The organism is Streptomyces sp. NPDC002088, from assembly GCF_040296605.1.
Taxonomy (GTDB): domain Bacteria; phylum Actinomycetota; class Actinomycetes; order Streptomycetales; family Streptomycetaceae; genus Streptomyces.
This window is the reverse complement of the sequence record NZ_JBEOXO010000033.1, coordinates 53,796-75,841: the sequence shown is the minus strand read 5'-3', so window position 1 is coordinate 75,841 and position 22,046 is coordinate 53,796. Positions and strand designations below refer to the sequence as shown.

At 70.4% G+C, this 22,046-nt stretch carries 21 protein-coding genes; 9 read left to right on the top strand and 12 right to left on the bottom strand.

Going from position 1 to position 22,046, the window contains the following annotated elements; all coding sequences use genetic code 11:
- The first annotated feature begins 53 nt into the window (after window positions 1–53).
- From ABT114_RS43035 to ABT114_RS43005, 7 genes are read left to right on the top strand one after another with little or no spacing between them, the layout of a single operon-like run.
- The gene (locus tag ABT114_RS43035; protein ID WP_351150558.1) at window positions 54–1,637 is read left to right on the top strand and encodes an AMP-binding protein; all 1,584 of its coding nucleotides are present in this window, start codon (window positions 54–56) and stop codon (window positions 1,635–1,637) included.
- Between the two features lie 35 nt (window positions 1,638–1,672).
- Complete coding sequence (locus tag ABT114_RS43030) at window positions 1,673–2,854, top strand: amidohydrolase family protein (protein ID WP_351150555.1); 1,182 nt, start codon at window positions 1,673–1,675, stop codon at window positions 2,852–2,854.
- Window positions 2,851–4,320 carry a FadD3 family acyl-CoA ligase gene (locus tag ABT114_RS43025; RefSeq protein WP_351150552.1) on the top strand — a complete coding sequence of 490 codons (1,470 nt, stop codon included), beginning with the start codon at window positions 2,851–2,853 and terminating at the stop codon, window positions 4,318–4,320. The genes ABT114_RS43030 and ABT114_RS43025 overlap by 4 nt, the downstream gene beginning before the upstream one ends.
- Window positions 4,317–5,900, top strand: a complete 1,584-nt coding sequence (locus ABT114_RS43020; RefSeq protein ID WP_351150549.1) for a methylmalonyl-CoA mutase family protein — start codon at window positions 4,317–4,319, stop codon at window positions 5,898–5,900. Before ABT114_RS43025 ends, ABT114_RS43020 begins: the two co-directional genes overlap by 4 nt.
- Window positions 5,900–6,298, top strand: a complete 399-nt coding sequence (locus tag ABT114_RS43015) for a cobalamin B12-binding domain-containing protein (protein WP_351150546.1) — start codon at window positions 5,900–5,902, stop codon at window positions 6,296–6,298. The genes ABT114_RS43020 and ABT114_RS43015 overlap by 1 nt, the downstream gene beginning before the upstream one ends.
- Window positions 6,299–6,305: 7 nt before the next feature.
- Window positions 6,306–7,262, top strand: coding sequence for a TIGR03564 family F420-dependent LLM class oxidoreductase (locus ABT114_RS43010; RefSeq protein WP_351150544.1), 957 nt, complete (start codon window positions 6,306–6,308; stop codon window positions 7,260–7,262).
- Entirely contained in the window at window positions 7,259–8,329 is a 1,071-nt protein-coding gene (locus ABT114_RS43005) for a CaiB/BaiF CoA transferase family protein (RefSeq protein WP_351150542.1), read from the top strand. The genes ABT114_RS43010 and ABT114_RS43005 overlap by 4 nt, the downstream gene beginning before the upstream one ends.
- Before the next feature lie 42 nt (window positions 8,330–8,371).
- Here the strand turns inward: ABT114_RS43005 and ABT114_RS43000 are convergent, their stop codons facing one another.
- From ABT114_RS43000 to ABT114_RS42985, 4 genes are all read right to left on the bottom strand, one after another.
- Window positions 8,372–9,148, bottom strand: a complete 777-nt coding sequence (locus ABT114_RS43000) for an SDR family NAD(P)-dependent oxidoreductase (RefSeq protein WP_351150539.1) — start codon at window positions 9,146–9,148, stop codon at window positions 8,372–8,374.
- Between the two features lie 19 nt (window positions 9,149–9,167).
- Window positions 9,168–10,034, bottom strand: coding sequence for an enoyl-CoA hydratase/isomerase family protein (locus tag ABT114_RS42995; RefSeq protein ID WP_351150537.1), 867 nt, complete (start codon window positions 10,032–10,034; stop codon window positions 9,168–9,170).
- Between the two features lie 150 nt (window positions 10,035–10,184).
- On the bottom strand, window positions 10,185–10,967 hold the full coding sequence (locus ABT114_RS42990) for a FadR/GntR family transcriptional regulator (protein ID WP_351150534.1): 783 nt from the start codon (window positions 10,965–10,967) through the stop codon (window positions 10,185–10,187).
- Between the two features lie 136 nt (window positions 10,968–11,103).
- Window positions 11,104–12,270: an acyl-CoA dehydrogenase family protein gene (locus ABT114_RS42985; protein ID WP_351150531.1), complete on the bottom strand. Its 1,167-nt coding sequence runs from the start codon at window positions 12,268–12,270 to the stop codon at window positions 11,104–11,106.
- Between the two features lie 199 nt (window positions 12,271–12,469).
- Between ABT114_RS42985 and ABT114_RS42980 the strand changes: the two genes are divergently transcribed.
- Window positions 12,470–12,877, top strand: a complete 408-nt coding sequence (locus ABT114_RS42980; protein WP_351150529.1) for a helix-turn-helix domain-containing protein — start codon at window positions 12,470–12,472, stop codon at window positions 12,875–12,877.
- 9 nt (window positions 12,878–12,886) lie between these two features.
- On the opposite strand, the gene ABT114_RS42975 is transcribed toward ABT114_RS42980, so the two are convergent.
- From ABT114_RS42975 to ABT114_RS42965, 3 genes are all read right to left on the bottom strand, one after another.
- A complete protein-coding gene (locus ABT114_RS42975) occupies window positions 12,887–13,486 on the bottom strand; it encodes a ClpP family protease (RefSeq protein ID WP_351150526.1) in 600 nt (199 codons plus the stop codon).
- 1 nt (window position 13,487) lies between these two features.
- A complete protein-coding gene (locus tag ABT114_RS42970; protein WP_351150524.1) occupies window positions 13,488–14,141 on the bottom strand; it encodes an ATP-dependent Clp protease proteolytic subunit in 654 nt (217 codons plus the stop codon).
- A 120-nt stretch (window positions 14,142–14,261) separates the two neighbouring features.
- Window positions 14,262–15,467 (bottom strand): epoxide hydrolase family protein, encoded by a 1,206-nt coding sequence (locus ABT114_RS42965; protein ID WP_351150521.1) that lies wholly within the window; start codon window positions 15,465–15,467, stop codon window positions 14,262–14,264.
- Between the two features lie 260 nt (window positions 15,468–15,727).
- On the opposite strand from ABT114_RS42965, the gene ABT114_RS42960 reads away from it, so the two are divergent.
- Window positions 15,728–16,210 carry a VOC family protein gene (locus ABT114_RS42960; RefSeq protein WP_351150518.1) on the top strand — a complete coding sequence of 161 codons (483 nt, stop codon included), beginning with the start codon at window positions 15,728–15,730 and terminating at the stop codon, window positions 16,208–16,210.
- 49 nt (window positions 16,211–16,259) lie between these two features.
- Here ABT114_RS42960 and ABT114_RS42955 read toward each other — a convergent pair whose 3' ends face one another.
- From ABT114_RS42955 to ABT114_RS42935, 5 genes are all read right to left on the bottom strand, one after another.
- Window positions 16,260–17,150, bottom strand: a complete 891-nt coding sequence (locus tag ABT114_RS42955; RefSeq protein ID WP_351150515.1) for an aminoglycoside phosphotransferase family protein — start codon at window positions 17,148–17,150, stop codon at window positions 16,260–16,262.
- A 141-nt stretch (window positions 17,151–17,291) separates the two neighbouring features.
- The gene (locus ABT114_RS42950; protein ID WP_351150512.1) at window positions 17,292–18,170 is read right to left on the bottom strand and encodes a geranyl diphosphate 2-C-methyltransferase; all 879 of its coding nucleotides are present in this window, start codon (window positions 18,168–18,170) and stop codon (window positions 17,292–17,294) included.
- 47 nt (window positions 18,171–18,217) lie between these two features.
- Window positions 18,218–19,273 carry a family 2 encapsulin nanocompartment cargo protein terpene cyclase gene (locus ABT114_RS42945; RefSeq protein ID WP_351150509.1) on the bottom strand — a complete coding sequence of 352 codons (1,056 nt, stop codon included), beginning with the start codon at window positions 19,271–19,273 and terminating at the stop codon, window positions 18,218–18,220.
- Between the two features lie 16 nt (window positions 19,274–19,289).
- Complete coding sequence (locus ABT114_RS42940; protein WP_351150506.1) at window positions 19,290–20,738, bottom strand: family 2B encapsulin nanocompartment shell protein; 1,449 nt, start codon at window positions 20,736–20,738, stop codon at window positions 19,290–19,292.
- A 213-nt stretch (window positions 20,739–20,951) separates the two neighbouring features.
- Window positions 20,952–21,959, bottom strand: a complete 1,008-nt coding sequence (locus tag ABT114_RS42935; protein ID WP_351150594.1) for a zinc-binding alcohol dehydrogenase family protein — start codon at window positions 21,957–21,959, stop codon at window positions 20,952–20,954.
- Window positions 21,960–22,046: the final 87 nt, after the last annotated feature.

The window sequence follows — 22,046 nt, the reverse complement described above, 5'->3', positions numbered from 1 at the left end:
CTTCTCGATATGGGAGAGTTCAATTCTCGTGCAAGGAGGAGGTGGTCCATTCCATGCAGACGACCCCGGTCACCGCACTCAGGACGATCCCGCCCGAACTGGCCAAGCGCTACGAGGCGGAGGGCTGGTGGACCCGCGAGACACTCGGAGAGCTGCTGACGCGGCGCCTGCGGGCGGCCCCGGAGGTCGAGTTCCGGGTGCACTCGAAGGTCCGCCCCTGGTCCGGCACCTTCGCCGACGTGGAGCGGACGGCGCGCCGGCTCGCGGCCGGACTGCGGCAGCGCGGCATCGGGCCCGGCGACGTGGTCGCCTTCCAGTTGCCCAACTGGATGGAGGCGGCGGCCGTGTTCTGGGCGTCGGCGCTCCTGGGGGCGGTCGTGGTGCCGATCGTGCACTTCTACGGGCCGAAGGAGGTCGGCTACATCCTGCGGTCCACCCGGCCGCGCGCCTTCTTCGCCGCCGAACGGTTCGGCCGTCAGGAGTTCCGGCCGGAACTCGCCGCGGGTGTGCCGGTGGTCGGCGTCGTGGGGCGGGACTTCGACGACCTGCTCGCCGATGAGCCGCTGTCCGGCACGCTCCCCGTCGACCCGGCCGCGCCCGCGCTGATCGCCTTCACGTCCGGGACCACGCGCGACCCGAAGGGTGTGGTGCACAGCCACCAGACCCTGGTGTGCGAGACGCGTCAGCTGTCCGCCGCGTACCCGCCGGACCGAGGACGGCAGTTCACGGTGGCGCCGGTCGGCCACTTCATCGGGATGATCAACGCGTTCCTGATTCCGGTGCTCGACGGTTCACCCGTCAACCTGGGTGACGTGTGGGACCCCGCGCAGGCGCTCGACCTGATCGTGCGCGAGGGTCTGGTCGTCGGCGGGGGAGCGACGTACTACATGACGAGCCTGCTGGACCACCCCGACTGCACCCCGGAGCACATCGCCCGGCTCAAGTACGCGGGTCTCGGTGGCTCCGCCGTCCCCTCAGCTGTGACGACGCGTCTGGAAGGGCTGGGCATCTGCCCGTTCCGCTCCTACGGCTCCAGCGAGCACCCCTCGGTCACCTGGGCTCCGTACGACGCGCCGGCGCGCATCCGGCTGCACACCGACGGCACGCCGCTGGACGGTGTGGAGTTGCGCCTCGCCGAGGACGGCGAGATCCTCACCCGCGGTCCCGACCTGTGTCTCGGCTACACCGACCCCGAACTCACCGAGAAGGCCTTCGACGCCGACGGCTGGTACCGGACCGGTGACATCGGCGTCGTCGACGCGGACGGCTGCCTGTCCATCACCGACCGCAAGGCCGACGTCATCATCCGCGGCGGCGAGAACATCAGCGCCCTGGAGGTCGAGGAGGTGCTGCTCGGCATGGCCGGCGTCGCGGAGGCCGCGGTGGTCGCCGCCCCGGACGCCCGCCTCGGCGAGCACGCCGCGGCCGTTCTGCGCATGCTGCCCGGCAGGCGTCTGCCCGGCATGGGGGAGATGAGGGAGCACTTCGAGCGTGCCGGGATCGCCCGGCAGAAGTGGCCGGAGGAGCTGCACGCCGTCGACGAGTTCCCGCGGACCGCAAGCGGCAAGGTCAAGAAGTTCGTACTCCGCCAGAACCTTCGGAACATCGCCTCGAACGTTGCTTCACCTCAACAGTGAGAATATCATTCTCTAATTAGGCCAAGGAGGATCTCATGCCTTCGCGTGTACTGCCCTTTCCGCTCTTCGACGCGGACAACCACCTCTACGAGACCCGGGAGGCGCTGACCAAGTACCTTCCGAAGGAGTACGACGGGGCGATCGAGTACGTCGACGTCCGCGGCCGCACGAAAATCGCGATACGCGGGCAGATCAGCGAGTACATCCCGAACCCGACCTTCGACGTCGTCGCCCGTCCCGGGGCGATGGAGGAGTACTTCAAGGTCGGCAACCCCGACGGCAAGACCCGCCGGGAGATCTTCGGCGAACCGATGCGCTCGGTCCCGGCCTTCCGTGAGCCGGGCGCCCGGCTCGCGCTGCTGGACGATCTCGGCATCCAGCGCACCCTGATGTTCCCGACGCTCGCCAGCCTCATCGAGCAGCGGATGAAGGACGACCCAGAGCTGATCCACGCGGTCATCCATTCGCTCAACCAGTGGCTCCACGAGACCTGGGGCTTCACCTACAAGGACCGCATCTTCACGGTTCCCGTGATCACCCTGCCGTTCGTGGACAAGGCGATCGAGGAGCTGAACTGGGTGGTCGAGCGCGGCGCCCGCGCGATCCTGGTCCGCCCCGCACCCGTGCCGGGCCCCGGCGGCGTCACCCGGTCCTTCGCGCTGCCCGAGTTCGACCCGTTCTGGAAGCGCGTGGTGGAGACCGGCGTCCTGGTCACCTTCCACTCCTCGGACAGCGGCTACTCGAACTACGCCAACGACTGGGAGGGCGGCACGCGCGAGTTCCTGCCCTTCAAGCCGAACGCCTTCCGGCAGATCAGCGAGTGGCGGCCGATCGAGGACGCGGTGGCCTCGATGATCTGCCACGGCATGCTGTCCCGCTTCCCCGAGCTCAAGGTCGCGGTGATCGAGCAGGGCGCCTCGTGGGTGGAGCCGCTGCTGCAGCGCCTCGCGGACGTGCACAAGAAGATGCCGCACGAGTTCCAGGAGAACCCGGTCGAGGTCTTCAAGCGGCACATCCACATCAGCCCGTTCTGGGAGGAGGACATGGCCGCCCTCGGTGACCTCATCGGCATCGAGCGGGTCCTGTTCGGCTCCGACTACCCGCACCCGGAGGGGCTCGCCGACCCCGTCACCTACGTCGACTTCCTCGGCAAGCTCGACGACACCGACAAGGCCAAGGTCATGGGCGGCAACCTGGCTCGCCTGATGACTCCATGAGCGGCGCCGACTGGCGCAGCATCCCTGAGATGGCGCTCAGCGCCGCCGTCCGGTTCGGCGACGCCGAGGCGGTCGTCGACGGGGAACTGCGCCTCACGTTCCGCGAGCTCGCCGGGCGGATACGGGTGGCGGCCGGCGCCTACACGCAGGAACTCGGCGTGCGCAAGGGCGACCGGGTGGCGCTGTGGGCGCCCAACTCGGCCGAGTGGATCGTCGCCGCCTTCGGCCTGCTGGCCGCCGGAGGTGTCCTCGTGCCCGTGAACACCCGGTTCAAGGATGCCGAGGCGCACGACATCGTCCGCCGCAGCGGCGCCAAGGCACTGCTGGTTCAGAACGGCTTCCTGGAGCGGGAGTTCACGGGGCCACCCGGTGTCCCCGTCATCGACGTGGCCTCCGGCTTCCTGGCTTCCGGCAGCCCGCTCGCGACGGACCCGGACGTGGATGAGGACGACCTCTCCGACATCATCTTCACCTCGGGCACCACCGGCCGCCCCAAGGGCGTGATGACGACGCACGGCCAGACCCTCCGCGGTTACGAGGAGTGGTGCGTCCTCGCCCAGCTGCGCGAGGGTGACCGGTATCTGCAGGTCAACCCGTACTTCCACATCTTCGGATTCAAGGCGGGCCTGGTCGCGTCCTTCCTGCGCGGGGCGACGATGCTGCCCGTCCCCGTCTTCGACACCGCACACGTCCTGGACCTGGTGGAGCGCGAGCGCGTCACCGTGCTGCCCGGCCCGCCGACCCTGTACCACTCGCTGCTGCAGGAGTCGACCGGCCGGGACCTGTCCTCGCTGCGGGTCGCCGTGACGGGGTCCGCCGACATCCCCGTGGAACTGGTGCGCCGCGTCACCACCGAACTGCCCTTCACCCACCTGATGACCGGTTACGGACTGACCGAGGCCGGCACGGTCACCGCCTCGCGCCCCGGCGATCCGTACGAAGCCGTGGCCCGGACCGTGGGCCGCCCCTGCGAGGGCTTCGAGGTGAGTCTCGGCAGCGACCGGGAAGTCCTCGTCCGCGGCTACTCGGTGATGCGCGGCTACCTCGACGACCCCGCCGCCACCGCCGAGGCGATCGACGCGAAGGGCTGGCTGCACACCGGTGACCTGGGGGAGTTCGACTCCGACGGCCGCCTGAAGATCGTCGGGCGGAAGAAGGACATGTTCATCGTCGGTGGCTTCAACGCCTACCCGGCCGAGATCGAGGGTTTCCTCCTCGAGCATCCCGCCGTGGCGCAGGCAGCGGTCATCGGAGTGCCCGACGAGCGGATGGGGCAGGTCGGCAAGGCGTTCGTGGTGACGCGAGAGCCGGTGAAAGCCGACGAACTGATCGAGTGGAGCCGTGAGCGGATGGCCGGTTTCAAGGTGCCCCGCTACGTCGAGTTCCGTGACGCACTGCCGCTGGGGGCCACCGGAAAGGTGCTGAAAGACCAGCTCGCCCAGGATCAGGAGCCCCGACTCCCATGACACAAGACGCCGTTCGCACTCCGTCCGGCCTGCCCCTGAAACCGGTCTACACCCCGGCGGACGTCACCGGTGAGCCGCCGGCGCCGGGCGCGTACCCGTTCACCCGCGGCAACTACCCGACCGGGTACCGGGGCCGCCTGTGGACCCGTCGCCAGTACTCCGGCTTCGGCACCGCCGAGGAGTCAAACCGTCGCTACCGCTACCTCCTCGACCAGGGATCGACCGGCCTGTCCGTGGCCCTCGACCTGCCGACGCAGTGCGGCTACGACTCCGACGACCCGGAGTACGTCGACGAGGTGGGCCGGGTGGGGGTGGCGGTGGACACCCTCGCCGACGCCGAACTGCTCTTCGGCGCCATCCCGCTGGATGAGATCAGCACGAGCTTCACCATCAACGGGACGGCCGCGATCCTGCTCGCGCTCTACGTGGCCGCCGCCGAGAAACGGGGCATCCCCCGGGCGAAGCTCACCGGCACCATCCAGAACGACATCCTCAAGGAGTACGCCTCGCGCGGCACCTGGATCTGGCCGCCCGATCCGTCACTGCGCCTGATCGCGGACACCATCGAGTTCTGCGCCGAGCAGGTGCCGCGCTTCAACGCGATCTCCGTCGCGGGCGCCCACTTCCGGGACGCGGGCGCCAACGCCGTGCAGGAGATGGCGTTCACCCTCGCCGACGGGGTCACGTACTGCGAGACCGTCCTCGAACGCGGCCGCATGACGATCGACGAGTTCGCCCCGCAGATCTCCTTCTTCTTCTACACGCACGGCGATTTCTTCGAGGAGATCGCCAAGTACCGGGCCGGGCGCAGGCGTTGGGCAACCCTCGTACGCGAACGCTTCGGCGCCAGGACCGACAAGGCGTGCATGTTCCGCTTCGGCTGCGTGGCGGGAGGGGCCTCCCTGTACGCGCCGCAGGCCCGGAACAACACCGTGCGCGTCGCCTACGAGGCGCTCGCCTCCGTCCTCGGCGGGGTGCAGTCCATGTTCACGGCGGCCTGGGACGAGCCGTTCGCGCTGCCGAGCGAGGAGTCCGCGACGCTCGCGCTGCGCACCCAGCAGATCCTCGCCTACGAGACGGGGGCGGCGTCCGTCGCGGACCCCTTGGGAGGTTCGTACTTCGTGGAGGCGCTGACCGACGCCACCGAGGAACGCGTCGTCGAGATCATGGACGACCTGGAACGACACGGTGGCATGGTCCGCGCCATCGAGGACGGCTACCTGCAAGGACTCATCGCCGACGAGGCCTACCGCACGCACCGCGACCTCGAGTCCGGCACCCGCCCCGTCGTCGGAGTCAACCGGTTCACGGCGGACGAACCGGCGCCCGACCTCGCCACCTACGAACTGGACGCCGAGGGCCGTGAGCGGCAGCTCAAGCGGCTCGCCCAGGTGAAGGTCGAACGCAGCTCGGCCGAGGTCCGGCGCGTGCTGGAGGCGTTGGGGCGTGCGGCCGACGCTCCGGACGTCAATCTCATGCAGCCTCTCGTCGACTGTGCCGCCGCGTACTGCACAGTGGGCGAGATGTCCGATGTGCTGCGCGCGGCGTGGGGCGAGTTCCAGCAGCCGGTGGTGTTCTGATGGGGGCCCGCGTACTGGTCGCCAAGCCCGGGCTCGACGGGCACGACCGCGGCGCGAAGATCGTCGCGCGGGCGCTGCGCGACGCCGGGTTCGAGGTCGTGTTCACCGGCATCCGGCAGCGCGTGGCGGACATCGTCGCCACCGCCGTCCAGGAGGACGTGGCCATCGTCGGACTGAGCATCCTGTCCGGCGCGCACATCGCTCTCACCGGCCGCACCGTCGAGGCGCTGCGCGCGGCGGGAGCCGACGACATCGCCGTCGTCGTCGGCGGATCGATCCCCGCCGCGGACGTCCGCCGACTGTGCGAGGCCGGCGCCACCGCCGTGTACCCGACCGGCACCCCGCTGGACGACATCGTGGCCGACATCCGCAAGCTCACCGCCGACCGTGAGGACTGACACAGCGATGCGTATCGGAGTGATGAGTGGCCCCGAGCGGGGCGACAGCGCCCGCAAGGCCACCCGCATGCTCGACGACGTGAAGTGGGCGGAGGAAGCCGGCTTCGACACGGTGTGGGTGCCGCAGGTGCCCACCGACTTCGACGCGCTGACCGCCATCGCGCTGATGGGCACGGTGACATCGCGCATCGAGCTGGGCACGGCGGTCGTGCCCGTGCATGCCCAGCACCCCATCGCGCTGGCCCGCCAGGCACTGTCCGCGCACGCCGCCACCCAAGGCCGCCTCGCGCTCGGCGTCGGGGCCTCGCACCACTGGATCGTGCGGGACATGCTCGGCCTGCCGTACGAGAAACCGGCCGCCTACACCCGCGACTACCTCGACGTCCTCAACTCGGCTGTGGGCGGGACGAGTTCGGTCGATGTGGAGAACGACACGTTCACCGTCCACAACCCGCTCGGCCTCGGCCCGGTCGCTCCGCTGCCCGTCCTGGTCGCCGCGCTCGGACCGGTGATGCTGCGCATCGCCGGAGAACGGGCGGACGGGACCGTGCTGTGGATGGCCGACGAACGGGCGGTCGCCGACCACGTGGTGCCGCGCATCACCAAGGCCGCCCAGGAAGCCGGCCGCAAGCCGCCGCGCATCGTGGCGGGCATCCCGGTCTGTCTCTGTCGCCCCTCCGAGATCGACGCCGCCCGCGAACGCGCCAACCGCATCCTCGGCGAGGCCGAGATCTCGCCCAATTACCAGCGTCTGCTCGAGTACGGGGATGCCCGCGATGTCGGCGACCTGTGCGCGGCCGGTGACGAGGCGGCGATCGCGGCACGCTTCAAGCGGTTCGCGGATGCGGGAGTGACCGACCTGTCCGTACGACTCCTGCCGATCGGGGAGGGGCGTGAGGAGCTGGTCGCGTCGAAGCGCCGGACCCGGGAGACGGTCGCCGCCATCGCGGCGGAGCTGCGGTGAGCGCCGGGCCGCTCGCGGGCCTGCGCATCCTGGAGGTCGGCCACATCCTCGCCGGCCCCTACGCCACGATGCTCCTGGCCGATCTCGGCGCGGAGGTGACGAAACTGGAGCCGCCCGGGGGCGACCTCTCGCGCCAGGTGTCGGACGCGTATTTCGCGAGCCTCAACCGAGGAAAGCGCAGTGTCCGCTTGGATCTGACGACGCCGCAAGGCCAGGAGCGCCTCCACGAACTCGTGTGCGACACCCACGCGTTGCTCGTCAACCTCAAACCTACGGCCATCCGCCGCTGCGGCCTGACCTACGAGGACCTGAAGGCGTACAACGAGCGTCTCGTCTGCGTCGCCCTCACCGGTTACGGAATGGACGCGGGCGACGAACCCGCCTTCGACTACGTCGTCCAGGCCGCCACGGGAATCGCCGCGCTGACCGGCGACCCGGACGGGCCGCCGCTGCTGCCCGGCTACTCCTCGGCCGACAACTCGGCCGGTCTCACAGCGGCGTTGGGGCTGCTCGCGCAGATCGTCTCGGGACGCGGCGGCCAGGTCGAGGTGAATCTGCGCGACGTGATGCTCTCCCAGCTCAACTACCGGGCCGCCGCCTACCTCAACGAAGGGACGGCGCCCCGCCGGATGCCCGGCGGGGCCCATTCCTATTACGTTCCCGCCCAGCTGTTCCCCACGGCTGAGGGCCACTTGGCGCTCTTCGTCACGCACGACGGCTTCTGGCGCTCCTTCGCGGCGGAGGCCGGGATCGACGAGCCGGCCTTCGCGACCATGGCCGACCGGTCCGCCCGCCGCGACGACGTGATCGCGGCCGTGACGAAGGCCCTCGCGGCCGACACCGCGGAGAACTGGGAGGCCCGCCTGCGCCCCGCCCACGTTCCGGCCGCCGCGGTCCGTACCCTCCCCGAGGCCCTGGACCGCACGCCCGGGGCGGTGATCGAGGCGGGCGACTACCGCCTGGTCGGCAGCCCTGTACGGGTCGCCGGGTACGAGCCGGTGTACGGGGCGCCACCGCGGCTGGGGGAGCACGGCGGGCTGGTTGCCCATCACCCCCCTCCTGAATGAGAAGCGCAGGAAGGACCGGACCGGTCCGAGGCTCGTGGCCGGTCAGACGCTGTAACCCCCGTCCACCGAGAGGTGTTGGCCCGTGATGAACCCGGCTCGGTCGGAGGCCAGGAAGACGACGGCCTCGGCGATGTCCTGGGCGCTGCCGAACCGGCGCAGCGGGATGTTGCGGCGAGTGACGGCGAGTGCGTCGTCGTTCAGTTCCCCGTCGCTGATCAGGCGTGCCGCGATGCCGTCCGTGAGCATCCCGGGCCCCACGCAGTTGAACCGCACGCCGTACCGCCCCTCCTCGGCGGCCAGTGCGCGCACGACCGCTTCCACGGCGCCTTTCGTGCCGGATGACAGGCCGTCGCGCACGGGGTAACGGCGGGTGGCGGCGGTCGTCACCGCGACGGCGTTCCCGCCGGACTCCCGCAGTGCGGTCAAGGCCGGATGCGCGAGGTTGTAGAAGGCCAGGGCGTCGGTGTGGAGCTGCTCGCGGTAGCGGCCCGGTGGCACCTGGCTCAGGTGCACCATCGGTACGTGCGGGCCGGCCGCGTACACCAGGGTGTGCAGTCCGCCGAATGCCTCGACCGTGTCCCGGACGGCGGCGGCGGCATCCTGCTCGTCCGCCAGGTCGGCACGAAGGGAGCGCACCTGGACCTGCTCTGTCGCCAGTTCTGCGGTGAGGTCGTGTGCGGCGGACTCGTTCGAGCGGTAGGTGAAGGCCACAGCGCTGCCGCGCCGGGCCAGGGTGCGCACGATCGCCGCGCCGATGGCGCCGGTGCCGCCCGCGACGAGGGCGGCACCCTTGCGGCCGGTGAAGTCTCCGTCGTGCAACGTGAACCCCTCTCCTGTTTCAGTCGGCTTGGCGCAGCCGCTCTTCATGACCCGGTCCGGGCGATCGGGCACTCCCGTTCATATCGGTAAGGCTCGGGGGCACGGCCCACGTGCCGGTGAAGTGGGGATCGCGCCGTTGTGCGAAGGCCGCGAAAGCCTCCGTCGCGTCGCGCGTGGCGAAATTGACGCCTTGAGCGCGGGCTTCGTTCGCGAGGGCGTCCCGCAACGTGCGATCCACGCCCTCATTGAGCAGCGCCTTGCTCTGCGCCAGGGCCACGGGAGGGCCGCCGACGAGCCGGTCGCACACGCCGTCCGTGAAGGCGTCCACCTCGGATTCGGGCACCACCCAGGTGACGAGGTTCAGTGTGCGGGCCTGCTCGGCGTCGAGAGTTTCCGCGAGCAGGGCGAGCCGCTTCGCCTGCTGCAGCCCGACGAGCCTGGGCAGCAGCCAGGAGCCGCCCAGATCGAGGGAGAGGCCGCGTCGCGTGAAGATCTGAGAGAAGCGGGCGCTTGGGGTGGCCACCACCAGGTCGCAGCCCAGCGCGAGATTCCAGCCCGCGCCGACCGCGACTCCGGTGACCTTGGCGACGGTGGGCACGGGCAACTCGTGCAGCGTCAGGGCGACGTCGCTGAGCATGCGCATGCGGTACGTCGGGTGCTCGGCGCGCGGACCGCCGGAGATGTCGGCCCCGGAGCAGAACGCGCCGCCCGCGCCCGTGATCACGAGGGCGCGCACCTCTCGGTCCTCGCCGGCCGCAGCGAGTGCGTCCCTCAGGGCCCGCCACAACGCGTCGTCGAGAGCGTTCTTGCGGTGCGGTCGATTGAGGGTGAGGGTGCGTACGCCGCGCCCGTCGTCGTGGGACAGGAGAACCTCGTCGTCGCTCATCAGGATCAGCTCCCTGTCGACCGTTTGAGGAGCGCCGCGGTCAGCGCACCCGGCCGCGACCTGCGCCGCTCACGCTAGAGGTCGGCCTGGACAGGTGTCAATGGCATTACCGATTGCGCAAATGGCGTTCTCGCCCGATGGACTGTCCGCCTACTCGCCTTCCCCGTCGGTCAGTTCGAGCCGTTCGCGGTGGTCCACCCGTGCCGCCGCCCGCGCGAACGCACACACATGGCGTTCCATGCGGCGCTTGGCCCCGGCCTCGTCCTGTTCCCGGATGGCCTGGGCGACCCTCGCGTGGGCCTGGGCGGTGACCTGGCGGATGTCGTCGTCCAGGAAGTGTTCGATGTCCGTGGCCGAGTAGATCGATCGGGACAGCGCGCTCATGAATCCGATCAGCAGCTCGTTCCCGGAGGCACGCGCCACGACGGTGTGCCACCGGACGTTGGCTCTCAGGAAGCGTGGCACGTCGCCAGCGGCTCCCGAATCGACCAACTCCTCGTGTGCCGCGTCCAGTTGAGCCAGATCGTCCTTGTTGCGGCGCACGGCGGCGAGAGCGGCGCACGCGGGCTCCACGGCTTCCCTTGTCTCATGCAGAGCATCGAGCCGGATGCGCTGCCCACGGATCACCAACTGGACGGTACTGGCGAGCGACTCCCGGTCGGGGCGGTGCACGAACGCGCCGCCGCCCCGACCGGGCCGGATCCGCAGCAGCTTCTCCACCTGCAGGATGCGCAGCGCCTCGCGGACGGTGGCCCGGCTCAGTCCGGTCTGCTCCGCCAGATGCCGCTCCGGGGGCAGGGCCGTACCCTCGGCGAGCCCGCCGGACAGAATGCGCTCGCGCAGGTCGCCGGCCAGCACGTCGGCGGCCTTCGGCACGGTGAGCGCCGTGAATCGCAGCCCGGCGGCAGGCACGGCGCTGTCCTCGGAGACCACGGGGGTGCCTTTCGACGCGGGCGACTACGGCATGGGGCGACAGTCGGACCATTGAACAACACCGCGCCCTTGGCGGGTGCACGCGAGCGACGGCGGCGGAGGCCACAGCTGCCGCGCGGCGCATGCCCTTGTCGACTCAGTAACTCCTCGGCAGGCCCAGCGTGTGCGACCCCAGGTAGTTCAGGACCATCTCCTGGCTGATCGGTGCGATCTTGAGCAGCCGCGACTCCCGGAAGTATCGCGCGACGGCGTATTCCTCGGCGTATCCCATGCCGCCGTGTGTCTGCAGCGCCCGGTCGGCGGCGTCGAACCCGGCGTCCGCGCACAGGTACTTGGCGGTGTTCGCCTCTCGGCCGCACGGCTTGCCGTTGTCGTAGAGCCAGGTCGCCTTGCGCAGGACCAGCTCGGCGGCGTCGAGCCGGGCGAGGGAGTCGGCGAGCGGGAACTGCAGGCCTTGGTTCTTCCCGATCGGACGCCCGAACACCTCGCGCTCGTTCCCGTACTTCACGGCACGTTCCAGCGCGACGCGGCCGAGCCCCAGCGCCTCGGCGGCGATCAGCATCCGCTCCGGGTTGAGGCCGTCGAGCAGATACCGGAACCCCTCGCCCTCCTCGCCGACGCGATCGGCGACGGGCACGCGCAGCCCGTCGATGAACAGCTCGTTGGAGGTGACCGCGTTGCGCCCCATCTTGGGGATCGGCCGGATGTCGACGTGCGCGCGGTCGAGATCGGTGAGGAACAGCGTCATCCCGTCGGTCTTGCGCGCCACCTCGTCCACGCGCGTGGTCCGGGTGAGCAGCAGGATCTTCTCCGACTCCACGGCCTTGGAGATCCACACCTTGCGCCCGTCGACGACGTAGTGGTCGCCGTCGCGGCGCGCGAACGTGGTGATACGGGTCGTGTCGAGACCGGCGCCCGGTTCGGTCACGCCGAAGCAGACGTGCAGATCGCCGGTCGCGATGCGCGGCAGTGTGCGCCGCTTGAGCTCCTCGGAGCCATGTACCACGACGGGGTGCATGCCGAAGATGCTGAGGTGGATCGCGCTCGCGGCGTTCATGCCGCCGCCCGACCGGGCGACCTCTTCGAGCAGCAGTGTGGCCTCGGTGATCCCTAGTCCGTGGCCTCCGTACTCCTCGGGGATCGTCAGCCCCAGCCAACCGCCCTTGGCGATGACGGCGTAGAACTCCTCCGGGAACGCGTGGTCCCGGTCCTTGCGCATCCAGTAGTCGTCGTCGAAGTCGCGGAGCAGCCCCGCGACGGTCTTGCGGATCGTTTCCTGGTCCTCGGTGAGCTGGAAATCCACGGTGCGGGCACCTCCGCGACGGCATGGCGTCTTCGTTGAACCTGCTAAAGGTCAGACCGAAAGGTACTGCGTGGCGGCCGGGTTGGGATAGATGGCCTACAGCCCCTCGGCCCCTGACGTGCGGGCGTTTCGCCCGATTCCACCGAGGGCGGAACGCCGGACCCTTCCCGTCGCCACGCGCGCTCCTAGGCTGGGGAAGGTGAGCAACCAAGCGCCGAACGAAGCCCGCGTCATCCCCTTGCGCCCGCCGGCCGCGCGCCCGGGGACCGCCCGCCCCTTGTCCGAACGCCCGGCCGCCCAGCCGCCCGCCGCCAAGGAACCCCTCTGGCGCGACCTGATCGGCGACGTCCTGCGCCGCGAACGCCTCGCGCAGGAACGCACCCTCAAGGACGTCGCCGACGAGGCCCGCATCTCCATGCCGTATCTGTCGGAGGTGGAGCGCGGCCGCAAGGAGGCCTCCTCGGAGGTCCTCGCGGCCGCCGCCCACGCCCTCGGGCTCGGCCTCGGCGACCTGCTGTCGCTGGCACACCGGGAGCTCGCCCGGCAGCCCGGCAGGAGCCGTACGACGACCACGTCGCCGTACAACGGGCTCTGCCTGGTGGCCTGACGCTCGCTGTCAGGGCACGAGGCGCCGGCTCACCACCTCGTCGGCGAGTCCGTACGCGACCGCCTCCTGCGCGGTGAACACCTTGTCCCGGTCCATGTCCGCGCGCAGCGTCGCGATGTCGTGGTGCGTGTGCCGGGACAGCACCTCTTCCACCTGGGAGCGGATCCGGACCATCTCCTTGGCCTGGAGCGCGAGATCGGAGACCATGCCCTGCCGGCCGCCGCTGGCGGGCTGCCCGAGCAGCACGCGCGCGTGCTCCAGGACGAACCGCCGCCCCGGATCCCCGCCGGCCAGCAGCACGGCCGCCGTGGAAGCCGCCTGCCCGACACAGAACGTAGAGATCGGCGCCTGCACGTACGTCATCGTGTCGTAGATCGCCATCAGCGAAGTGAACGATCCGCCGGGCGAGTTGATGTAGATCGCGATCTCGTTCTCCGGGGCCGACGACTCCAAATGGAGGAGTTGGGCGATGACGACGTTGGCGACACCGTCGTCGATCTCCGTGCCGAGGAAGATGATCCGCTCCGACAGCAGCCGACTGAACACGTCGTACGACCGCTCGCCCTGCGGGGTCCGCTCGACGACGTTCGGAATCGTGTACGTCCCCATGTCACAGCCCCATCCGTCGCCGGGAGGCGGCCGGGCGTACGTCCGCGAGGGACTCCACGACCCCGTCCACCATGCCGTACTCCTTGGCCTCCTCGGCCGTGAACCAGCGGTCGCGGTCGCCGTCCCGGGAGACGGTCTCCTGGCTCTGGCCGGTGTGCTCGGCGGTGATGCGCTCGATGGTCCGCTTGGTGAAGTCCAGGTTCTCCGCCTGGATCTCGATGTCCGCGGTGGTGCCGCCGATCCCGGCCGACGGCTGGTGCATCATGATCCGCGCGTGGGGCAGCGCGTAGCGCTTGCCGCGCGCGCCGACGCTCAGCAGGAACTGCCCCATGCTGGCCGCGAATCCCATCGCGAGCGTGGAGACGTCGTTCGGGATCAGCCGCATCGTGTCGTAGATGGCGAGACCTGCGTGCACGGACCCGCCGGGGCTGTTGATGTACAGGCTGATGTCGGTGCGCGGGTCCTCCGCCGACAGGATCAGCAGCTGGGCGCAGACCCGGTTCGCGGAGACCTCGTCGACCTGGGTGCCCAGGAGCACGATCCGCTGCGCGAGCAGCTGCGCGGCCAGGTGGTCGTCGAACCGGGTCGGAAGGGTGTCGCCCTCCTCGGCGCGGGGCAGCAGGGCCGGCCATGGCCCTGCGGTGAGTGGAGACATCGGCGCTCCTAGTCGTCGTGTGTCGTGCGCGGCCGGTGTCGCCGCGCTCTCCACTCTCAGCCGGGAACCGGGGCTGCGGGGGATTTCTAGGCCCGCAGCAGATTCGCTGCGGGCAGAGCGTCAGCGCACACCCTTCTCCCGCAACTCCCGGAAGAACGCCCGTACGTCCCCGACCAGCAGGTCCGGCTCCTCCATCGCCGCGAAGTGCCCGCCCCGGTCGAACTCCGTCCACCGCACGATGTTCTCGGAGCGCTCCGCCTTGTGCCGAAGCGGGACCTGCGGCTCCGCCGGGAAGAGCGCGAGCGCGGTCGGAGCGGTCGACGGCTCCTGCGGCGCTGCGATCCGCCCGGTCGTGTGTGCCCGCTCGTAGTAGATCCGGGCGGACGAACCGGCGGTCCCGGTCAGCCAGTAGAGCATCACGTTCGTCAGGAGGCGGTCCCGGTCGACGGCCTCCTCGGGTAGTTCCTCCGAATCGGTCCATTCCCGGAACTTCTCGATGATCCAGGCGAGTTGACCGACGGGCGAGTCCGTCAGCGCGTACGCCAGGGTCTGTGGCCGGGTGGACTGCAGAACGGCGTACCCCGTCCCCTCGCGCGACCACGCGCTCCACCGCCGCCACGAGGTGAGTGCGCGTTCCCGTTCCTCGGAGCTCAGGCCGTCCAGTTCCTCCTGGGTGGGCTCCCGGGTCGCCTGTGCGCCCGGCAGCAGGTTGAGGTGCACGCCGATGACCCGGTCGGGGTGGGCGCGGCCCAGCTCGCGGGAGATCGCCGCGCCCCAGTCGCCGCCCTGCGCACCGAACCGCTCGTAGCCCAGCCGTGCCATCAGTTCGACCCACGCGTCGGCGATCCGGCGTGCCTCCCAGCCCGTCTCCTCGGTGGGCCCGGACAGTCCGAAACCGGGAATGCCCGGGACCACGACGTGGAACGCGTCGGCCGGATCCCCGCCGTGCGCGGCCGGGTCGGTCAACGGTCCGACGACGTCGAGGAATTCGACGATCGAGCCCGGCCAGCCATGCGTGATGATCAGCGGGGTGGCGCCCGGTTCGGGGGACCGGATGTGCGCGAAGTGGATGTTCGCGCCGTCGATGGTGGTCGTGAACTGAGGCCACTCGTTGAGCCGGGCCTCGGCCGCACGCCAGTCGTACTCGTGCCGCCAGTACCGTACGAACTCCCGCAGATAGTCCCTCGGTACGCCGTACGACCAGCCCACGCCCGGCAGCGCGTCCGGCCAGCGGGTGCGGTCGAGACGGTCGTGCAGGTCGTCGAGGTCGCTCTGGGGGATCGCGAGGCGGAAGGGCAGGATGCCGTCGGCCGTCGAAGAGGTCATGGTCGCGATGCTAAGCGCTCCGCTGGAAGCGATGACGAACCCGCGGGCCGGTGGGGGCTGGTCGCGCCCACGCGGCGGAGCCGCATATCGACACAGCCCCGCGCCCCTTACGGGGCGCGATACCGCACCGGACTTCGACAAGGCTGCTTGGTTCCGGTCGGTGACGCGGCCATCCGGATTGACCGACCGCCGGGCCGATGAGTTTCGCGGCCGGCACCGGTCGACACTGTTGACCGCGTTCCACGCCCCAGGAGGTGCTCATGACCACCGACGGATTCACCACGTGTCTCTGGTTCGACGGCCAGGCGGAGGAGGCCGCCCACTACTACGTGTCGGTCTTCAAGAACTCCAGCATCGGCCGGATCGGCCGCTACAACGAGGCCGGACCCGGCACGGCCGGCTCCGTGGTGGCGGTGGAGTTCACGGCCAACGGCCAGAAGTTCGTCGGGATCAACGGCGGCCCGCAGTTCAAGTTCAGCGAGGCGGTCTCCTTCCAGATCTTCTGCGAGAACCAGGAGGAGATCGACTACTACTGGACCAAGCTCACCGAGAACGGCGGGGAGCCCGGTCCCTGCGGCTGGCTCAAGGACAAGTACGGCCTGTCCTGGCAGGTCGTCCCGGACAAGCTGATCGACATGATCAGCGACGCCGACCCGCAGACGGCGGCCCGTACGACCAAGGCGATGTACTCCATGGGCAAGCTCGACATCGCCGCCCTGGAGCAGGCGTACGCGGGCGAGTGACGCGTCACGGAGACGGCCGGCCGCTCGATCCCGGGCGGCCCGCCCGCCGCTACCCGGCCTCGGCCAGGATCTCCCCGATCACATGCCGTGAGTTCTCCGCCAGCGCCGGATTGGTCTCCCAGTAGTACGGCAACTGGATCAGCGAGATCGACAGCGCCCAGCCGCGACCGCGCGCCCACTCGGCGTCGTCGGCGCCCACGGCGTCCCGGAAGGTGCCGCGGGCCGGCTCGGGCAGCAGGTTCCAGGCCACGATCAGGTCGACGGCGGGATCGCCCACGCCCACAGTGCCGAAGTCGATCACCGCTTCGAGCCGCCCGCCCGAGACCAGGACGTTCCCCGGCGACAGGTCACCGTGCGCCCAGACAGACGGCGCCTGCCGCTCCGGTGCCCGCAGGGCCTGCTCCCACAGGGCCGTCACCGCCCCGGTGTCGATCCTGCCCTCGAGCTGTGCGATGGCCGAGCGGGTGTCCGCGTCCCGGGTCGCCAGGGGTACGCCCCGATGGTTCGGCGGCCCGTCCTGCGGGTCGATCCGGCGCAGCGCGCCGACGAACTCCGCCAGGTCCTCGGCGAGCAGCTTCGGCTCCTCGACGGCGCCGGCGACGGGATTGCGCCCGTCCAGCCAGCGGTAGACGGACCAGGGCCACGAGAACCCCGTGCCCGGCCCGCCCCGCCCCAGCGCCTCGGGCACGGCGCAGGGCAGCCGTGGCGCCAGCCAGGGCAGCCAGCGCTGCTCGTGCTCCACGTCCGCGACCGCGCCCGGATGCCGGGGCAGTCGTACGACCAGGCCGGTGCCGAGCCGGAACATGGCGTTCTCGGTCCCGGACGACTCCAGCCGCTCGACGGGCTCACCGGCCCACTGCGGGAACTGCTCGGAGACCAGCCGGCCGACCAGGGACGCGTCGAGGTCCACCTCGTCCGGGCGCATCTTCAGGGCACACATGGACCCCATTCCAGCTCATGAACGACCCGGCGGTCGAACGGTTTTGACCGTGCGTCACACCTGTCGGCCGATCACCCAGGTGATCTCCCGGGCGACGCGCACAGGCCCCGGGTGGTACCCGGGGCCGGGCGGGGCCGCGGCTCAGACGCGGTCGGCCACGATCATCAGGTACTGGAAGCTGCCGTTGCGGTACGCGGTCAGGAACGTTTCCTCGATGCCCGTGACCAGGTGGTCGGCCTGTTGACGCAGTTCCCAGTACGGGATCGTCGCCTCGGTCAGGTCCTCCACATGGACGGGCACGAGCCGGTTGCGGGCCATGGCCCGGAAGTACGCCGAGCGCGGATGGATGTCGCAGATGTAGTGCGCGTTGATGAGGGACACCTCGCGGGAGGCCTGCCCGTAGGTGTCGTTGTAGCAGCCGGTGATCACCACATAGCGTCCGCCGCGGCGCAGCAGCCGGGCGTGCTCGGCGAAGAGCAGGTCCAGTTCGACGTACATGGTGGACTCGTTGTTCCACGACGCGGCGTAGGCGCCGGACTCCAGCCCGGTGTCGAGCATGTTGCGGTGGTGGTAGCGCACCTTGTCGTCGATGCCCCGCTTGCGCGCCTGCTCGTTGGCGAAGTCGGCCTGCTTGGCGGAGATCGTCACGCCGTCCGCGTGGCAGCCGTAGCGCAGATGAGCCACCACGCTGCCGCCGCCGCGGCCGCAGCCGGCGTCGAAGACGCGGTCGGCGGGGGAGAGGGAGCCGAGGCGGCCGGCGAGGACCTCGGCCTGGGCGTGTTCCAGGCGGTGCAGTTCGGCGGTGATCCGCTCCTGGCGCCTGAGGGGATCGGGCTCGTCGAGCACGGTCCAGTCGACGGCTCCGACGCCGTAGTGGTGGTGGTAGAGGTCGTCGAGCCTTCCGAGTTCGAGGTTGACCGGGTTCTGCTCGGCGTTCCAGTAGTCCGCGACGCGGTTCTGGTACGTGGACTGGGTCGGCACCGGTGCTGTCGTGGTGACGGCGGCGGGGACGGTGGTCAACTATGACTCCTCGTGGTGCGTCTGACGGAATGTCAGTGATGCGGGCATTACCAGTAGTTGGGCAGGTGGTAGCGGTGGGTGTTGGTCGCGTGCCACTCGTGGTTGCCGGCCACCCAGTCCGAGAGGCCCCGGGCGTACCGCTCGACGAGGGGCGAGGTCGCGGACAGCAGGGCGGACTCCGCCTCGAACGCCTCCATGATCTCGTTGTGGATCTCGACGGCCTTCAGATAGGCGGCCTTCAGCCCGCACCGCTCGTTGGCGGCGATGACCTGCGGCAGGTTGAGGTGGGTGGGGTCGGTCAGTTCCTTCGTGAAGGAGTACAGGTCGTTGACGATCGTGGTGGCGTTGCTCGCGAGCACGGTGATGCGCTGGATCTCGGGGCGGGCGTAGACCGGTTCCGGCAGCTCGTAGCCGTCCACCGCGTCGACGATCGACAGGCAGGGGCGGAAGTTGTTGAACTGCCGCATCACCAGGTACTCCCACACCCGCGGCACATACCGGGTCTCGCCCCAGGCCGCCTCGGCGAGATAGCCCAGGTGAAGTCGGGCGATGTCGTGTACGAAGCGGTCCGTCTGGCTGGGGGTGGCGAGGGCGGCGTAGTCCTTGAGGGCCCAGTGGTACGAACGCAGCGGTCCGTCGGCCTGCATCCCGAGCAGCCACTGCTCCTGGAGCTCGGGCGTGCCGTGGTACGGGTCCAGCGCCGACTGGGCCATGATCAGCCGGCCCCCCAGGCCGCGCCGCGATCCGCCCTTGTCCTCGTCCTCCTCGCAGTAACAGTTGTCGACGATGTTCTCGGCCAGCAGCAGCTTGCCCGCGGCCGTGAGGCGTTCCAGGTCGGCCGCCTCCGGGTGCTGGAGTACCACGGCCCGCCCGAACTGGAATCCCGCGAAGTCCCCGTTCCAGGCCTCCGGGAACAGGTCGAGTCCGCGCGCCCACTCCTCCAGCCTGCGGTCGATCTCCGCGGCCTTCTCGGGGTCGGCGGGGGCGACGGGCCGGTACCTGAGGCCCGGGATCGCCCCGCCGCGCCGGGCGGTGAGGGTGCGGGCGAGGTTGGGCGGCCCTGGCAGCGGGAGCGAGGCGGCCGCGGTGGGGGGCGTGCTCATGTCGATCTCCACGCGGTCACTCGGCCGTCCGGCCGATCTGCACGTTCTCCAGGATCCCCACCGCGTCGGGGACGAGGATGGCCATCGAGTAGTAGGCGGTGACGAGGTAGCGGATGATCGCGGCGGTGTCGATGCCCATGAACCGCACGTTCAGCCCCGGCTGGAACTCCTCGGGGATACCGGTCTGGTACAGGCCGATGACCCCCTGGTCGGACTCGCCGGTGCGCAGCGCCACGATGCTGCTGGTGTGCTGCTGGGTGACCGGGAGCTTGTTGCAGGGGAAGATCGGGACGCCCCGCCAGGCCGGGATCTCGTGCCCCTCGACGGTCGCGGTGCCCGGCACCAGGCCGCGCCGGTTGCACTGCCGGAAGAAGGCCGCGATCGCCTTCGGATGGGCGAGGAACAGCTTGGTCCTGCGGCGCATGGACAGCAGCTCGTCCATGTCGTCCGGGGTCGGCGGCCCGGTGAAGGTGCTGATGCGCTGCCCGTAGTCGGCGTTGTGCAACAGCCCGAACTCCCGGTTGTTGACCAGCTCCCACTCCTGGCGCTCGCGGATCTCCTCGACGGTCAGGCGGAGTTGTTCCTCGGTCTGGTTCATCGGGTTGTTGTAGAGGTCGGCGACCCGGGTGTGGACCTTCAGTACGGTCTGGGTGAGCGACAACTCGTACTCGCGCGGGGCGAGGTCGTAGTCCACGAAGCCGCTGTTGAGCGTCGGCTCGCCGACGTGACCGGCCTGGAGGGGGACGTCGGCCTCGCCCTTGCGGTTCATGGGCAGTTTCTGCCGCTCGGCGTACGCCTCCAGGTGCGCGGCGAGGGAGGGCACCCGCCCGGTGAACTCCGTGACGACGTCCCAGGGCAGCGCCAGCAGCACCCCGGCCGTCTCCGCCCGCACCGAGCTCAGCCACAGCGGGTCGCGCTGACCGATGCCTTCGTCCCCCATCTGGTCGCCGCCGCTGACGACGCCGATGACCTCCTCCTCGCCGTACTTGCCGGCCGCGTAGCGGGTGAACCGGCCGTGGACGACCAGGTACGTCTCCGTGACGGGCTGCCCGGCCTCGAAGAGGACCTGGCCGGCCCGCACCTCCCGGACGCGGAAGCGCGTGGCGATCTCCTTGAGGACCCCGTTGTCGGAGTAGCCGCGCAGGGGCGGCAGTTCGGTCAGCGTCTCGGGAATGACCTTGATGTCGTCGGCGCCGTTCTGCTCGAACTGCACCCGACCCCGGCCGACGCGCAGCGTCAGCCGCCGGTTGACCCGGTAGGTGCCGCCCTTGACGTCCACCCACGGCAGCGCCCTCAGCAGCCAGCGCGAGCTGATCGCCTGCATCTGCGGAGCGGACTTCGTGGTCGTGGCGAGCTGGCGCGCCGCCCGGGTGCTGAGGCTGGTGAGCTGCCCGTCGACGGAGGATTCGGGTTGGGGTTCGGGTTCGTCGGTGGCGGGACCGGTGGCGCTTTCCGGTACGGACACATTCCCTCCCGGGAGGTGAACAGGGGTGAGCGGAACGGTCGGTGGTACGCGAGTTGATCGTGTGCGCAGGGACAAGCCAAACAGCCGTGACGGCGGCCGGGTACGGCGCGAAGGGGGCGGCTTCGTTACCCGGAGGTGTAAACCTTCCGAATGAGGCGAAAGGAGCGTCTTGTGCGCTTCTGTGCGCGGGAACGGGTGTGTGGGCGACGGGACTCAGGAGAGGTCGTTGACCAGCACGGCGGCCCCGTCGAAGCGACCCGCCCCGAGGTCCCCCAGCGCCTGCACCGCCTGCGACAGGGGATAGGTGTGCGTCGTCGCGCGTACGCCGTGGCGGGCGGCCAGCGCCAGGAACTCCCGGGCGTCCGCGCGCGTGTTGGAGGTGACGCTGCGCACCTCCTTCTCGTAGAACAGCTCGCTCTCGTAGCGCAGCGGCGGTACGTCGCTCAGATGGATCCCAGCGATCGACAGCACGCCGCCCCGGTCCAGGGCCCGCAGCGCGACCGGGACCAGGTCGCCGGCCGGGGCGAACAGGATGGCGCTGTCCAGCGGCTCCGGCGGCATGGCGTAGGCGTCCCGCGCGGAGGCGGCCCCCAGGTCCAGCGCCAGCCGCCGCGCGGCCGCGCCCCGGGTCAGCACGTGCACGGTGGCCCCCTCCGCCAGCGCGACCTGCGCGCACAGGTGGGCGCTGCCGCCGAAGCCGTAGAGCCCGAGCCGTCCGCCCGGCGGCAGCGCGGCGCGGCGCAGCGCGCGGTAGCCGATGATGCCCGCGCACAGCAGTGGTGCGAGCGCCACGTCGTCGACGTCGCCGGGCAGCCGGTGGGCGAACGCGGCCGGCACGGTCGTGTACTCCGCGTAACCGCCGTCGGCGTCCCAGCCGGTGTACCGCGAGGACGGGCACAGGTTCTCGGCCCCGCGCACGCAGTACGCGCAGGTGCCGTCGGTACGGCGCAGCCACGCCGCCCCCACCCGCTCGCCCATCACGAAGCCGCGCACCGCCGCCCCGAGGCCCGCCACCTCGCCGACCACCTCATGCCCGGGCGTCACCCCCGCCCGGTGCTCCGGCAGATCGCCCTCGGTGACGTGCAGGTCGGTCCGGCACACTCCGCAGACCCGCACCCGCACCAGCAGCTCGTCGTCCCCGGGCACCGGAACCGGCTTCTCCATGAGCCGGAGAGATCCCTCCGCGACCGGCCCCGGCGCGACCACCGACCACGCCCGCATCGTCCCGTCCGCCATACCGCGCCCCGTCCGCCGCAGAGCCGCCCGTGTCCGTCCGTGTCCCGCCTTCCAGTCTGTAACGGAGAGACG